This is a genomic window from Bacillus sp. NP157 (genome assembly GCA_018889975.1).
Lineage (GTDB): Bacteria > Pseudomonadota > Gammaproteobacteria > Xanthomonadales > Rhodanobacteraceae > Luteibacter.
Map to the genome: position 1 here is coordinate 2,638,823 of CP076546.1, position 14,499 is coordinate 2,653,321.

Genomic DNA, 14,499 nt, shown 5'->3' on the forward strand with positions numbered 1-14,499 from the left:
TCGCCCGCGGCGCGGAAAAATCACACAATGGGTGGATCGACCTTGCCGGAGGGTTCCATGCCCGCCTCGTTCCGCACCCCGCTATTCCTCGCCATCCTCGCCGCCAGCCCGCTGGCCGTCCACGCGAAAGAAAGCTGGACCACGCCCGCGGAGGCGTCGGGTTTCCGCACGACGCCTTCCTACGCTGACACCCTCGCCTACCTCGAACGCGTGGCGGCGGCGTCGCATGGCATGGTCCAGGTCAGCCAGTTCGGCACCTCGCCGGAGGGGCGCCCGATGACCGTGGTCATCGCGGCGAAGGACGGTGACCTCACTCCGGAAAAGGCACGCGCCGCGGGCAAGCCGATCGTCCTGCTGCAAGCCGGCATCCACCCGGGCGAGATCGAAGGCAAGGACGCCGGGCTGATGTTGCTGCGCGACGCCGCGGTCACCGGCACGCTGGCGAACCTGCTTGACCACGTCGTGCTGGTCTATATCCCGGTGTACAGCGTCGATGGCCACGAGAACTCCGGCCCCTACTTCCGGATCAACCAGAATGGCCCGGAGCGCATGGGCTTCCGCGGGCAGTCGCAGTACCTCAACCTCAACCGCGACTACGTCAAGGCCGATGCACCGGAAACCCGTGCGTGGCTCGGCCTGTGGAACACCTGGCGGCCGGACCTGCTCATGGACATCCACACCACCGACGGTGCGGACTACCAGTACGACCTGACCTGGTACGCCGAGGACACCCACAAGCTGCCGCCGTCGATCGCGGCATGGCAGGCCGCGGCGTTCGCGGGTGATGCGATCCCCCGTTACGAAAAGATGGGACACCTCGCGTCGCCGTACCTCGAGTTCAAGGACGGCCGCGATCCGACCAGGGGCATCGAGAACTTCGGCTCCGGCCCGCGTTTCTCGACGGGCTACGCCGCGATACGCAATCGCGCGGGCCTGCTGATCGAGACGCACATGCTGAAGTCGTACGAGGTGCGCGTGCGCGCGACGTATGACGTCGTCCGTGCCGTGCTCGACCACGTCAACAAGGATCCGGCTGCGCTATTGAAGGCGTCGCATGACGCGGATGCGTGGGCCGCCTCGCTGGCCGCAGCGCCTGGCAACGCCGTGCCCGTCACCTTCAAGGCGGATCCGACGAGCACGCCGTTCACCCTGAAAGGCTTCGTTTTCACCCAGGTGAAGAGCGACATTTCCGGGGACACCTGGATCCAGTACGACCCGTCGAAGAAGAAAACCTACGCGATCCAGAGCTGGAACGGCCTGCTGCCGGACGTGAGCGCCCCACTGCCCGCCGCATGGGCGATCCCCGCGCAATGGACCGAGGTGATCAGCCGGCTCGACGCGCAGCACATCGCGTACACCCGGACGACCGCGCCAGCCAGCGTGAACGTCACCCACGACGTGCTCAGCGAGCCCAAATGGGCCGACAAGCCGTTCGAAGGCCATCACATGCTGCGCGACGTGACGATCGTGCCCGCGCAGGAGACGGTGACGCTTCCCGCCGGCACGGTGATCGTGCGAAGCGACAACGCCGATGCCGTGCTTACCGCCAACCTGCTCGACGCCCGGGCGCCCGACTCGGTACTTCGCTGGGGCTACCTCGACGCCATCTTCGAGCCGAAGGAATACGGCGAGCCACGCGTGCTTGAGGCACTGGCGCGGAAGATGATCGCATCGAACCCAGCGCTCAAGGCCGAGTTCGATGCGAAGGTGGCGAGCGATGCGGCGTTTGCCGCGAGCCCACGCGCACGGCTGTCGTTCTTCTTCGAACGCAGCCCGTGGTACGCCGCGCAGAAAGTCGGCGACTACCCCGTCCTGCGCCTCGACGCCCATTCCCTCGACAAACTCCTGTAGGAGCGCGCCTGCGCGCGATGGATCGTTTGCATCGTTTGCAGGGGGCGATTGGTCAAGCCACGACTTCAAACGGCCGCATCATCTCGTTGGCCTCGTGCTCGGCGAGATGGCAGTGCCACGCATAGCGGCCGGCGTAACCATCGAACGTAGCAACGATGCGCGTCACCATTCCCGGATACGCCTGCACCACGTCCTTCCATCCACGCTCATGCGCCGGCGGCTTCTGCGCCGGCCCGACGTAACGAATGGTTTTCTTCTCCATGTATTCGTCGACGTCGTAAGGCCGCCGGTCGAGGACCTGGAAGCGGACCAGGTGCAGGTGTACCGGATGGGTATCCTCGGTGAGGTTCACCAGGCTCCACATCTCCGTGCTGCCGAGCTTCACCGTCTCCGTCACCGGATCATGCCAGCGCTTGCCGTTGAGCAGCATCAGCATGGGCGTCGCGACGCAATCGCTGTATTCGTCCAGCGTCATCTCGCGGGCCTTCGCGGCGCTGGTTTCGCTGAAACGCGAAATCTCGCGCAAGGCATCCGGCACCCGGCTGTCGTCCTTCACCTCGCCCTGCCCCACGGCGAAGCGCATCAGCGGCAGCGCGTCGTTCATCAGCTCGGCCGCGCCACCGCGCAACGAAGCAAAGTCCACGACGATGTCTGCGCGCTCGCCCGGGGCCATGAAGATGGAACGCATCGTCGCCGGCGCCGCCAGCAGGCCCTGGTCGGAACCGATGACCTGGAACGGCCGCCCATCGCGAAAACGCAGGTGGAAGAAGCGCCCGTTCGCGGCATTCAGCACGCGCAGGCGATAACGCCGCGGCTGCACATCCGCACGCGGAAGGATCGCGCCGTTGACCAGGGTCAGGTTGCCGAACACTTCCGGCACCCAGGGCGCCTTCGCGTCACCGGAGTCGGGGTAATACAGGCGCCCGTCCTGGCGCAGCCAGCGATCGGCCAGCACCAGCGGCAGCTCGAATTCGCCAGCCGGCAGGCCGAGCGACAGCTCGTGCTCGTCGCGCAACAGGTAGAGGCCCATCAGCCCGGCGTACATGTTCAGCCGGTTAATGCCCATCGCATGGTCGTGGTACCACAGCGTGGCCGCGTCCTGCGCGTTCGGATAATGGTGTCGGCGTGACTGGCCCGGCACGTACCAGTCTTCCGGGTAGCCGTCGTCCTTGCGCGGCACCTTCGCGCCATGCAGGTGCGTGATCGCACGCACCAGCGGCTTGTCGGCCTCGGCGCCACAGATGTTGTGGTCGACCGGAAGCATGTGCTTCGCCGGCAGCGCATTCACCCACGAAACATCGATGGCCTGGCCGGTATGCGCTTCGATGGTCGGCCCCGGATAGCTGCCGTTGTAGGTCCACAACTCCGTCGGCGGAAGATCGCGATGCAGCTTCTGCGAGCTGGACGCCATGCGCACGCTGAGCAGCTTGCCCGGCTGCGGACGCAACACCAGCGGGATCGGCAACGGATCGACGAACGCCGCCAGCTTCGCCGGATCGACCAGCCCCGGCATGCGCGTGTTGTCGCCCATCGCGTGCATGCAAAGGTTGTTGCCGACCTTGTCGGCCGGCGCCGCCTGCATGTGCTGCATGTCATGCGCGAACAGCCGCGACGGGATCCATCCCGCCGCGGCCGCGCAACCCACCGTCTTCAGGAAACGACGGCGATCAACCATGGGCACGTTTCGGCTGGCCGGTCTGCTCGTCGAGGATCAGCGTGCGATCGAGCAGGCGCGGGAAGAAGAAGTCGAACATCCCGTCGAGGCGTCCGGCCGTGGCATCCGACGAACCGCCGCCGATGCGCTTGCCACCCAGCCAGTTGTCTTCGATGAAGCGAGTGACCGAGCTCTGGTCCGTCGTCGAATGATCGACGAAGTTATCGCGCGCCCACGGCGACACCACCAGGAGCGGCAGGCGCGGACCGAAGCCGCAACGGCCCATCGCCGGCGTCTTGCCGTCGATGCCCGGCAGCGTGGTGCGGCCCTTGCAGACACCGTCGCCATCCAGCGCATCCGTGGTGCCGGTGGACGCGTGCACGTGCGGCGGATCCTGGTGGTCGTACCAGCCATCGGAATCGTCATAGGCGATGATCACCGCCGTGTCGTTCCATTCACCGCTCTGCTGCAGGGCGTTGACCACCTTCACCACGAAGGCCTGCTCATCCAGCGGATCGGAATAGCCCGCGTGGCCGTCCTGGTAGGCCGGTGCCTTCAGGAAGCTCACCGCCGGCAGGTTGCCCGCATCCAGCGCATCGTAGAAATCCTCGATGTCGTACTGGTGGTTGGCCTGGTCGGTCTTGCCGATCGAGGCCACCGACGACGGGCGCGCGTGCGTTGGATTGGCGGTCGACGGGTAATACTGGAACGGCTGGTGATGCGGGCTGTAGTCGTTCGAGGTGGCGTTGGTCACCGCCGAGAGCGTCCGACGCGCGCAACCGGTGCTGCCATCGGGGTTGGTGCGGCTGATGTCGAAACCACCCTGGAACCAGCCCCAGGTCACGCCCTGGTCGTTGAGCAGGTCGCCGACGTTGCGGCCGCCCATGGTGGCCTGGCTCGCGGTCGGTGACGAACACACGTCGCCGATCGGATCCGGGTCACCGATCATCGTCAGGCCGCCATGGCCATCGTCGGTCTCGGCACCCGTGCCATTAAGCGTATCGATCACGCCCGCGGTCTGGCCGGAAACAAGGTTGATGGCGCCGGGGCTGGACGGGCCGAACACCGTGCCGTAGCTGTTGTCGCTCATCGCGAAGTGCTGCGCGTAGTTCCAGTAGGCGGTGACGGTGTTGCCGTCGTAATAGCCCATGACCTGGCCCTGTCCCTCTTCCGAGGCACTGCCGCCCGGCAGCGCTTCGCCGTGGCCGGTGTAGAGCGGGAACAGGTCCATCTTGCCGCCATGGAATGCGCGCTGCTCCGAGGTGTAGCCGTGGTCCTGGTCGGCCGTGGCCGCCTGCGCGCGGGTCAGCCGGAACGGATTGACCGCGGCCGCGCCGTTCGCGCTGTTCTTCGCGTTGGGATTGTTGGTGAGCAGCCTGTGGTCCAGGCCATTCACCTGCGGGGTGAACGGCCGACCGTAGAAGGTGGGCTCGCCGCGGCCGTTTGTCGCGAACGGATACGTACCGAAGTAGTGATCGAAGGAGACGTTCTCCTGGAAGATCACCACCAGGTGCTTGATCGGGGTGGCGGTGCGCGGCTCGTTGCCGTGGCCGCCGTGGCCCCAGCCGAAACCCAGTGCGCTGGTCGCCGCGTCCGCCGGGGCGGTCTGCTGGGCAACCACCAGGCTGGCGGCCGAAAGGGAAAGCACGCAGGCAATGCCCGCGGCCAGTAACTTGCGCATGACAGTAGCTCCTCGGTGGTGTGGATGCGCCGAATTGCGGGCCGCATCCCCTGTCATGCGGTCCTCGAAGCGTAGGAACCTGTTGTGACAGCGAAGGGACAAACGGGCGCAGGAAATTGCGAGATTGCGCTGTTCGTGCAGTGCATCACGCCGTTACGAGGTCCATGGATGGCACGGCCGCCCGACCCATGACTTTCGTCACAGTGCGCCCCGGCACGCCTCCGCAGGGACTATCCTCGGGCGGGGGCGGCGCCGGGGAGGGCCGTTTATGACCATCCACAGAGGGATACCAATGACCAAGCAGTACCTGAAGCCGCTCGCACTTGCGCTTAGCGTCGCGCTCGTCGGCACGGCGTGCAGCCAGCACGACGACGCGACCACCGCCGCGCCCGCCGGCAACCAGCCGGCCGCCACCAGCACCGCCGCACCCGCCGCTGCCAGCACCGCTGCCGCCGCCAAGCCGGCCGGCCCGTCGTTCGACGTCTCCGAGATCGACACCGGCATCAACGCGTGCGACGACTTCAACGGCTTCGTCAACAGCAAGTGGGTCGCCGCCAACCCGATTCCGGACGACCGCACCCGTTGGGGCGCGTTCGACCAGCTGGCCGAGAACAGCCTGAACACGCAGCACGACATCGTCGATGCCGCGAACAAGGGCGCCGACAGCGCGAAGGCCGGCTCGATCGAGCAGAAGATCGGCCTGATCTACCGTTCGGGCATGGCCGAAGACGCCATCGAGAAGGCGGGCTTTGATCCGCTCAAGCCGGAACTGGCCAAGATCGACGCTCTGAAGTCGCCGCAGGACATCGCCGACTTCCTCGACACCAGCTTCAACGACGGCAATGGCTACGTGTTCGGCTTCGGCTCGGGCGCGGATTTCCAGAACGCCAAGATGCAGATCGGTTACGCGCAGCAGGACGGCCTCGGCCTGCCGACCAAGGATTACTACACCGATCCGAAGCAGGCGGATAACCGCAAGGCGTACGTCGACTACATCGCCAAGACCCTGTCCCTCGCCGGCGTTTCCGACGCCGACGCGAAGAAGCAGGCCGACGACATCATGAAGTTCGAAACCCAGCTGGCCGCGGCTTCGCTGGCACCGGTCGAACTGCGTGCGCCGGAAAACCAGTACCACTTCGTCTCGGTGAAGGAAGCGGACAAGATCACCCCGCACTTCAACTGGGAGAAGTTCTTCACCGCCCAGGGCGTGACGATCGACAAGGGCTTCTCGCTCTCGCAGCCGAAGTTCTTCGCCCAGTTCGACAAGATGCTGGCCAGCACGCCGGTCGCCACGTGGCAGGCCTACCTGCGCTTCCACGCCATCGACAGCGCTTCGCCGTACCTGTCCAAGGCGTTCCAGGACAACAAGTTCGACTTCTACGGCAAGACCCTCGCCGGCCAGCCGCAGCAGAAGCCGCGCTGGAAGCGCGTGCTCGGCACGGTCAACTCGTCGATGGGCGAAGGCCTGGGCCAGCTGTACGTGGCCAAGGTGTTCAAGCCGGAAGCGAAGCAGCGCGCCAACGAGCTGGTCGACAACGTGCGCAACGCACTGAAGGCCCGCATCGAGAAGCTCGACTGGATGAGTGACGAGACCAAGCAGAAGGCCATCGCCAAGTGGAACACCTTCCTGCCGAAGATCGGCTACCCGGACAAGTGGCGCGACTGGTCGGGCCTGGAAGTGTCGGGCGACAACTACTTCGGTAACGTCGAGTCGGCCAGCAAGTTCAACTACCACTACGACCTGGCCAAGATCGGCAAGCCGACCGACCGCCTCGACTGGGGCATGACCCCGCAGACGGTCAACGCGTACTACAACCCGACCGACAACACGATCAACTTCCCGGCCGCGATCCTGCAGCCGCCGTTCTTCGATGCGAACGGCGACGACGCGATCAACTACGGCGGTATCGGTGCCGTGATCGGCCACGAAGCCAGCCACGGCTTCGATGACGAAGGCAGCCAGTTCGACGGCGAAGGCAACAACAAGAACTGGTGGACGGACGCTGACAAGAAGAAGTTCGAAGAGCGCACCGGCCGCCTGGTCAACCAGTTCAACGAATACGCGCCGATCAAGGACAAGCCGGACCTCCACGTCAACGGCAAGCTGACCCTGGGCGAGAACATCGCCGACCTGGGCGGCCTGAACGTGGCGTACGACGCCCTGCAGGAAGCACTGAAGAAGAACCCGCAGGAAGCGGCGGCGAAGATCGACGGCTACACCGAAGACCAGCGCTTCTTCCTCAACTGGGCCCGCGTGTGGCGCGGCAGCGTCCGCGAGAAGCAGGCGATGCTGTACCTCAACGTCGATCCGCACGCTCCGGCGTCGCTGCGCGCCATCGGTGCACCGTCGAACATGGAAGCGTTCGCCACGGCGTTCCAGTGCAAGCCGGGCGCGAAGATGATCCGCGAGGGCGATAAGCAGGTGAAGATCTGGTAACACCCGTTACCGATCGTTAGCTGCAAGCCGAAGGCGCCGCACGCAAGTGCGGCGCCTTTTTCATGCCTGGGCTCGCGGCAGTGCCAACCGCGCAACCCATCCATGGCATTCATTGCCGCAACAAGGTAATTGCAACTCGTTCTCATTCTCCTTACGATAGGCGTTCTGTAGGTGTCGCACCCTGCTTTTCAGGGGACAACCCAAGCTCTTGCATCCCGCGGGCCACCCGGCCTGTGCGAGCACGCTTGTGTCCGGCGGCAGCCCAACCCCACTACAAGCCCCCTGCAAGGAACGTCCATGGCCTACATCAAGAGCCGCAAGCACGCCGCGCCTGCCGCGCGCACCGTCGGTGCCGCCGTCCTCCTCACCCTCGCCCACTCCGCTGCCGCCGTCGATGCGCCGCCGCAGCAGGCCAAGGTGAACGACGCCCAGGCGCTGCCCGGCATGCAGGTCGAGGCCGACCGTTCCAGCGATTACCGCGTCGACAAGGTGTCCTCGCCCAAGTTCACCCAGAGCCTGCTCGACACCACGCAGAGCATCCAGGTCATCGGCAAGGAGCTGATCCAGCAGCAGGGCGCCACCACCCTCACCGAGGCACTGCGCAACAGCCCGGGCGTTGGCACCTTCTACGTCGGTGAAAACGGTGCCAGCAGCACCGGCGACGCCATCTACATGCGCGGTTTCGACACCTCCGGCAGCATTTTCGTCGACGGCGTCCGCGACCTCGGCACCGTCTCGCGCGACGTGTTCAACATCGAGCAGGTCGAAGTCACCAAGGGGCCGGACGGTACCGAGTACGGCCGCACCGCGCCGACGGGCGCAATCAACCTCGTCACCAAGCAGCCCGTGCTCGGCAACGGCATCAGCGGCAGCGTCCAGGGCGGCAGCGCCGGCCGCGAGCGCGCCACTGCCGACCTCAACCGCCAGATGGGCGATACCGGCGCGTTCCGCCTCAACGTGATGAAGCAGAACAGCGGCGTCGCCGGCCGCGACCAGGTCGAACAGAATCGCTGGGGCGTCGCCCCGTCGCTGGCCTTCGGCCTGGGTACGCCCACGCGCGTCTACCTCGACTACCTGCACGTGAAGCAGCGCAACACGCCCGACGGCGGCGTCCCCACCATCGGCCTGCCGGGCTACATGGCGCCGGATAGCCGCGCGTTCCTCGCCAACGCACCGAAGGTCGATTCCGACAACTTCTACGGCACGCGCCAGGACCACGACAACAACACGCAGGATCTCTTCACGGTCCTCGTCGAGCACGACTTCAACGACCAGGTCGCGCTGCACAACACCACCCGGTTGGGCCGTACGCAGCAGGACTACCTGCTCACCTCGTTCATGGGTGCCACCGCGAACCTGCTGACGCCCAACCCGACCGATCCGTCGACCTGGACCATCACGCGCAACCTGCCCACGTTCAAGCACCAGTCCAACCGCATCGCTACCAACCAGACCAACGTCACGGTGTCGATCGACTCGGGCGACGTGAAGCAGGACATCAGCGCAGGTATCGAACTGACCCAGGAGAAGGCGCGTGCCATCGGCATGGCCGCACTGGCCGGCAGCACGTGGCCGTCCGCGAACCTGTACAAGCCCTACTCCGACGTCGGCGGCCTTCTCTACGGTGAAAACGGCACGCGCAGCGACGGCAAGACGAACACCGCCGCGGCCTACATCTTCGACACGGTGAAGATCGGCGAAGCCTGGCAGATCAATGCCGGCGTCCGCTTCGACCACTACAAAACCGACTTCAACAGCCTCGTCGTCTGCGGCGCGCGTAACGGCCCGGTCTGCGGCGCGCTGCCGGCCGGCAGCGTCGTGCCGGGCGTGGACGCGACCAAGAGCGACAACCTGAAGAACTACAAGCTCGGCATCCTGTACAAGCCGGCCGCGAACGGCAGCATCTACGCCAACTTCGCCCAGTCGCAGGAGCCGCCGGGTGGCAACACGCTTACCTTCTCCACCGCGACCAACAGCGCCGACAACCCCAGCTTCGATCCGCAGAAGGCGAAGACGGTGGAAGTGGGCACGAAGTGGGACCTGCTCGGCGAGAAGCTGCTGCTGACCGGCGCGCTCTATCGCACCACGGTGACCAACGAACTGGTGCAGGATCCGACCGACCTGCTCTACTACCAGATCGGCAAGAAGCGCGTGCAGGGCGTCGAGATCAACGCCGTGGGCAAGATCACCGACGACTGGGCGATCAGCGCGGGCTTCACCACCATGAACGCCACCGTCGAGACCGGCACCAACGTGTCGCAGGATGGCAGCTCCGACCTGGCCTACAACCCGAAGAAGGCCTTCACCTCCTGGATGACCTACCACCTGCCCTTCGACCTCACCATCGGTGGCGGTGCGCGCTACAACGGCGAGATGAAGCGTGGCACGGACGGCGCCATCGGCACGCCGGATCATACGCAGGGCTACTGGGTGTTCGACGCCATGGCCAGCTATCCGGTCAATCGTCACTTCGACCTGCAGCTCAACGTCTACAACCTTGCCGACAAGAAATACGTGGCGGCGATCAACAAGAGCGGATATCGCTACACTCCGGGCATCACGCGCTCGGCGATGCTGAGCGCCAACGTCCGCTTCTGATCGCGCCCGAGGTTTTCCATCATGCTCCTGCACATTCCCGACGTGCTCACCTCAGGCGAGGTCGCAGGGATGCGAAGGCAGATGGAGGGTGCCGCGTGGACCGACGGCAAGGAAACCGTCGGTCCCCAAGGCGCCAGGGTCAAGCGGAACCTCCAGCTTCCGCAGGCGTCGCCCGTGCGCAAGGCACTCGGCGACGAAGTGGTGGCGGCGCTTGGTCGCCACCCGCTTTACCATGCCGCCGTGTTGCCGCTGCGTACGCTGTCGCCCCGCTTCAACCGTTACGAAGGCGGCGGCGAATACGGTTTCCACATCGACGGTGCGGTGATGTCCAGCGGTGGCGACGGGCACGTCCGCAGCGATATCTCCTGCACCCTGTTCCTCAGCGATCCCGACGAGTACGACGGCGGTGAGCTGATCGTCAGCGATCTGTACGGCGAACACGAAGTGAAGTTGCCTGCCGGCGATGCGATCGTCTACCCATCGTCGAGCCTGCACCGGGTGACGCCGGTGACGCGCGGCGCACGCATCGCGTCGTTCTTCTGGGTGCAAAGCCTCGTGCGTGACGATGGCGCGCGCCGGCTCCTGTTGGAAATGGATACGGCGATCCGCAAGCTCACCGGCGACGGCGCCGACCAGGGCGCGATCCTGCAACTCACGGGCGTTTACCACAACCTGCTGCGCCGCTGGGCGGAAACCTGATATCCGCGGGCCTTTAACGAAAAGGTAGGCACGGGGGCCTTGGGGCGGGATAATCGTCCGCCCTGATGTCGCGGTACCCCCCACAGCATGTTTGAACCCGGTCAACGCTGGATTTCCACCGCCGAACCTGAACTCGGTCTCGGCACCATCCTGCGCGTCGAAGGGCGTGGCGTGCAGGTCCTGTTCGCCAAGGCAGGGGTATTGCGTCCCTACGCCGTCGACAGCGCGCCACTGGTGCGCGCCGAATTCCGCGCGGGCCAACGCGTGGCGGGCAAGGGCATCGCCTTCCTGGTCGAGCGCGTCGAGTTGCGTGAAGGGCTGCTGGTCTATCGCGGCGAAGGCCGTGAACTGGAAGAAGGCCAGCTCGACGACGAGCAGGCGATGTCACAGGCGGATGACCGCCTGATCGGCGGGCGCACCGACACCAACGACAAGTTCGACCTGCGCGTGGAAGGCCTGCGCCGCCGTGCGGAAGCGCGCCGCGCCGCCAGCTGGGGCCTCGAATCGGCCCGGATCGGCCTGGTCCCGCACCAGCTTCGCGTCGCCGGCATCGCCGCCGCGCGCCGCCCGCCCCGCGTGTTGCTCGCTGACGAAGTCGGCCTGGGCAAGACCATCGAGGCTGGCATGATCCTGTCGCGCCAGCTGGCCGCCGGCCGCGCCACACGCGTGCTGGTGCTGCTGCCCGAAACCCTGGTGTACCAGTGGTTCGTGGAACTGCTGCGCCGCTTCAACCTGTCCTTCTCGATCTTCGATGAAGAGCGCTGCGAGGCCATCGAGCAGGCCAACGACGGGCGCAACCCGTTCGAAGACGAGCAGCTGGTGATCGCGGACTTCGCCTTCCTCGAAAGCGCGCCCAAGCGCGCCCAGCAGCTGGTCGAGGCCGGCTGGGACCTGATCGTCGTCGACGAGGCGCACCACCTGGAATGGACGCCGGACGGCGCCAGCCCGCGTTATCGCCTGGTCGAAGAGCTCGCCGTCGCCACGCCTGGCGTGATCCTGCTCACGGCGACGCCGGAACAGCTTGGCCGCGCGGGCCACTTCGCCCGCCTGCGCCTGCTCGACCCCCAGCGCTACAGCGACCTGGACGCGTATCTCGCTGAATCGGCAAATTTTGCGCCGTTGACCGAGCTGGCGAACACGCTGGCCGAGGGCAACGCACTGGAGGCCGGCCAGCGTGCGCTGATCGCGGAACGCTTCAAGGGCGACCGTGAAATGGCCGCCCTGCTCGATCGGCCGAACGGTTCGGCCGCGGTGCTCGCCGCCCTGATCGATCGCCACGGCACCGGCCGTGCGATGTTCCGCAACCGCCGCGCCGGCATCGGCGGCTTCCCGCGCCGCCTTCCCGACCTGATCCAGATCGACGCCGAAGCGCTCGGCCCCGGCCGTCGCGAGGCCCTGCTCGCCGAATTCCGTTCCGATATCCAGCAGCCGCCCGCCCCGCTCGAATTCGACTACGCCGACGACCCGCGGATCACCGCCCTGATCGGCCTGCTCGAGGCCCATCCGGCCGACAAGTTCCTGTTGCTGTGTCGCAGCCAGGCCAAGGTCATGGCGATCGAAGACGCGCTGCGCACGCGGAGCGGCGTCGGCGTCGCACGCTTCCACGAAGGCCTCGGCATCGTGCAGCGCGACCGCAACGCGGCGTTCTTCGCCCAGCCGGACGGTGCCCGCCTGCTGATCTGCTCCGAGATCGGTTCGGAGGGCCGAAACTTCCAGTTTGCGCATCGCCTGGTGATGTGGGACCTCCCGCTCGACCCGGACCTGCTCGAGCAGCGCATCGGTCGACTGGACCGCATCGGCCAGAAGCACGACATCGTCATCCACGTGCCGCTGGTCGCGCAGAGCGCACAGCACGTGCTGGCACGCTGGTACGACGACGGCCTCGACGCCTTTCGCAGCAGTCCCGCCGATGGCCGTGAACTGCTTCGCCGCTTCGGCCCGCTGCTGTCGACGCTGGCCGACGAGCATGCCCGCGAAGACGACGACCGCGACCAGGAACTGGACTCGCTCATCGCCGAGACCCGCGGTGCCCACGAAGAGCTTTCCGCGCTGATCCACGCCGGCCGCGACCAGCTGCTCGAACTCGCCGCGAGCCGTGACCCGCACGCCGACGACCTCGCAAGCAGCTTCGCGCGCGACGACGATGATCCCAGCCGCGACGGTTTCATCCAGCGCCTGTTCGAGATGTACGGCGTGCACGCCGAGGAACTGGCGAAGGACATCGTCCTGCTCGACCCGCAGTACCTGTCCACCGACGGCCTCAGCGGCTTCGCGGACGGCCCGTTGTCGGTCACGTTCTCGCGCGAGACCGCGCTGGCACGCGAAGACCTGCCCCTGCTTCGCCTCGACCATCCGATGGTGCTTGCGGCCGTCGACCTGCTGGTCTCCGGCGAGACCGGCAACGCCGCGTTCCTCGTCGACGATGGCCTGCCGGTGCGCACCGCGCTGCTGCAGGCGGTGTACGTGCTCGAAGTGGTGGCCGACCGCAACCTCGACGCCGGCCGTTTCCTGCCGACGACGCCGCTGCCGATCACCGTGGACACCAAGCTCAACGAACGTCCGGGCTTCCGTCCCAGCGACGTTGCGCTTCGTCGCGCGGCCGACCGCAACATCGACGTGGCCCGCTATCGCAAGTTCCTTTCGAAGCTGGTCCCGCCGATGCTCGACCACGCGAAGGACCTGGCCGAAGGCCGCGCCGAGGTGCTGAAAATCGAAGCGTCCGAGGCTGCGAAGACCGAGCTGGACGGCGAATTCAGCCGCCTGCTGGCATTGCGCGGCGTGAATCCGTCGATCACCGAAGCCGAGATCCAGGCCGTCGCTGCCGAACGCTCCGCCTTGCTGGCTGCCCTGCCGGATGCGCGGCTTCGCCTCGATGCGGTGCGCTTCGTGGTCAGCCCGGACTTCCTCGCCCTGCGATAAGACGGGCTACGGTGGCTGGCGTGCGGGCTTCATGCCCCACGCCAGCAGCAGCGCGATGCCTGCGACAAGGCCGCCCAGGTGGGCGAAGTGCGCAACCTGCGCCAGCCGGCCGGTCACGCCGAAGAAGAGTTCCCCCACGCCATAGAGCGTGACGAACAGCCACGCCGGCATGGCGATCGGCACCGGGAACACCGTCAGCCTTGCACGCGGGAAGAGCATCGCAATCGCGGCCAGCAGGCCAAATATCCCACCGGATGCACCGACGGTCGGATACATCTTCGTCGGCTCGAAGAAATACAGCACGGCCAGCTGGGCCAGCGCCGCCGCGACCACGCACGTGGCGTAGTAGGCGAGGAAGCGCCGCGCGCCCATCTGCCGCTCGATCACGCCGCCGAACATGTACAGGCCGTACATGTTCGTGGTGATGTGCAATACGTTGGCATGCAGGAACGCATAGGTCACCAGCTGCCACGGCTGGAAACCCAGCCCGACAACGTCACCGTTACCGAGCTGGACCGCGATGTCGTGGCCATAAGGCCACAACGCCAGCCACCGCGTGATCGCCAGCGTGCTGTCGTCGCCGAGCAGGGACTGCAGCCCGAACATCACGATGTTCGCGATGAGCAGGTTACGCGTGACGGGTGGCAGGCTGGGCGTCAT

The 14,499-nt window shown here is 66.2% G+C and carries 8 protein-coding genes; 5 read left to right on the plus strand and 3 right to left on the minus strand.

The genetic code is table 11. From position 1 onward, the window contains the following. Positions 1-57 precede the first annotated feature (57 nt). Positions 58-1,851 (plus strand): hypothetical protein, encoded by a 1,794-nt coding sequence (locus KPL74_12165; GenBank protein ID QWT18498.1) that lies wholly within the window; start codon positions 58-60, stop codon positions 1,849-1,851. Positions 1,852-1,903: 52 nt separating this feature from the next. Here the strand turns inward: KPL74_12165 and KPL74_12170 are convergent, their stop codons facing one another. Together KPL74_12170 and KPL74_12175 are read right to left on the minus strand one after the other, a co-directional pair. Continuing rightward, positions 1,904-3,526 (minus strand): multicopper oxidase domain-containing protein, encoded by a 1,623-nt coding sequence (locus KPL74_12170; GenBank protein QWT18499.1) that lies wholly within the window; start codon positions 3,524-3,526, stop codon positions 1,904-1,906. Next, positions 3,519-5,186: an alkaline phosphatase family protein gene (locus tag KPL74_12175; protein ID QWT18500.1), complete on the minus strand. Its 1,668-nt coding sequence runs from the start codon at positions 5,184-5,186 to the stop codon at positions 3,519-3,521. Before KPL74_12175 ends, KPL74_12170 begins: the two co-directional genes overlap by 8 nt. Positions 5,187-5,478: 292 nt before the next feature. Here KPL74_12175 and KPL74_12180 point away from each other — a divergent pair, with 292 nt between their 5' ends. From KPL74_12180 to rapA, 4 genes are all read left to right on the plus strand, one after another. Further along, a complete protein-coding gene (locus tag KPL74_12180; GenBank protein QWT18501.1) occupies positions 5,479-7,623 on the plus strand; it encodes a M13 family metallopeptidase in 2,145 nt (714 codons plus the stop codon). Between the two features lie 297 nt (positions 7,624-7,920). After that, a complete protein-coding gene (locus KPL74_12185) occupies positions 7,921-10,221 on the plus strand; it encodes a catecholate siderophore receptor Fiu (protein QWT18502.1) in 2,301 nt (766 codons plus the stop codon). A 21-nt stretch (positions 10,222-10,242) separates the two neighbouring features. Further along, entirely contained in the window at positions 10,243-10,920 is a 678-nt protein-coding gene (locus tag KPL74_12190) for a Fe2+-dependent dioxygenase (GenBank protein ID QWT18503.1), read from the plus strand. An 87-nt stretch (positions 10,921-11,007) separates the two neighbouring features. Further along, on the plus strand, positions 11,008-13,839 hold the full coding sequence (rapA, locus tag KPL74_12195; protein ID QWT18504.1) for an RNA polymerase-associated protein RapA: 2,832 nt from the start codon (positions 11,008-11,010) through the stop codon (positions 13,837-13,839). 6 nt (positions 13,840-13,845) lie between these two features. Here rapA and KPL74_12200 read toward each other — a convergent pair whose 3' ends face one another. Continuing rightward, on the minus strand, positions 13,846-14,499 hold the full coding sequence (locus tag KPL74_12200; protein QWT18505.1) for a rhomboid family intramembrane serine protease: 654 nt from the start codon (positions 14,497-14,499) through the stop codon (positions 13,846-13,848).

What these genes read in the sequence shown, in the direction of transcription:
- KPL74_12200 (QWT18505.1), bottom strand. Translation starts at nt 14,499, where the DNA reads ATGACGCCCAGCCTGCCACCCGTCACGCGTAACCTGCTCATCGCGAAC.
- KPL74_12175 (QWT18500.1), bottom strand. Translation starts at nt 5,186, where the DNA reads ATGCGCAAGTTACTGGCCGCGGGCATTGCCTGCGTGCTTTCCCTTTCG.
- KPL74_12190 (QWT18503.1), top strand. Translation starts at nt 10,243, where the DNA reads ATGCTCCTGCACATTCCCGACGTGCTCACCTCAGGCGAGGTCGCAGGG.
- KPL74_12165 (QWT18498.1), top strand. Translation starts at nt 58, where the DNA reads ATGCCCGCCTCGTTCCGCACCCCGCTATTCCTCGCCATCCTCGCCGCC.
- KPL74_12180 (QWT18501.1), top strand. Translation starts at nt 5,479, where the DNA reads ATGACCAAGCAGTACCTGAAGCCGCTCGCACTTGCGCTTAGCGTCGCG.
- rapA (QWT18504.1), top strand. Translation starts at nt 11,008, where the DNA reads ATGTTTGAACCCGGTCAACGCTGGATTTCCACCGCCGAACCTGAACTC.
- KPL74_12170 (QWT18499.1), bottom strand. Translation starts at nt 3,526, where the DNA reads ATGGTTGATCGCCGTCGTTTCCTGAAGACGGTGGGTTGCGCGGCCGCG.
- KPL74_12185 (QWT18502.1), top strand. Translation starts at nt 7,921, where the DNA reads ATGGCCTACATCAAGAGCCGCAAGCACGCCGCGCCTGCCGCGCGCACC.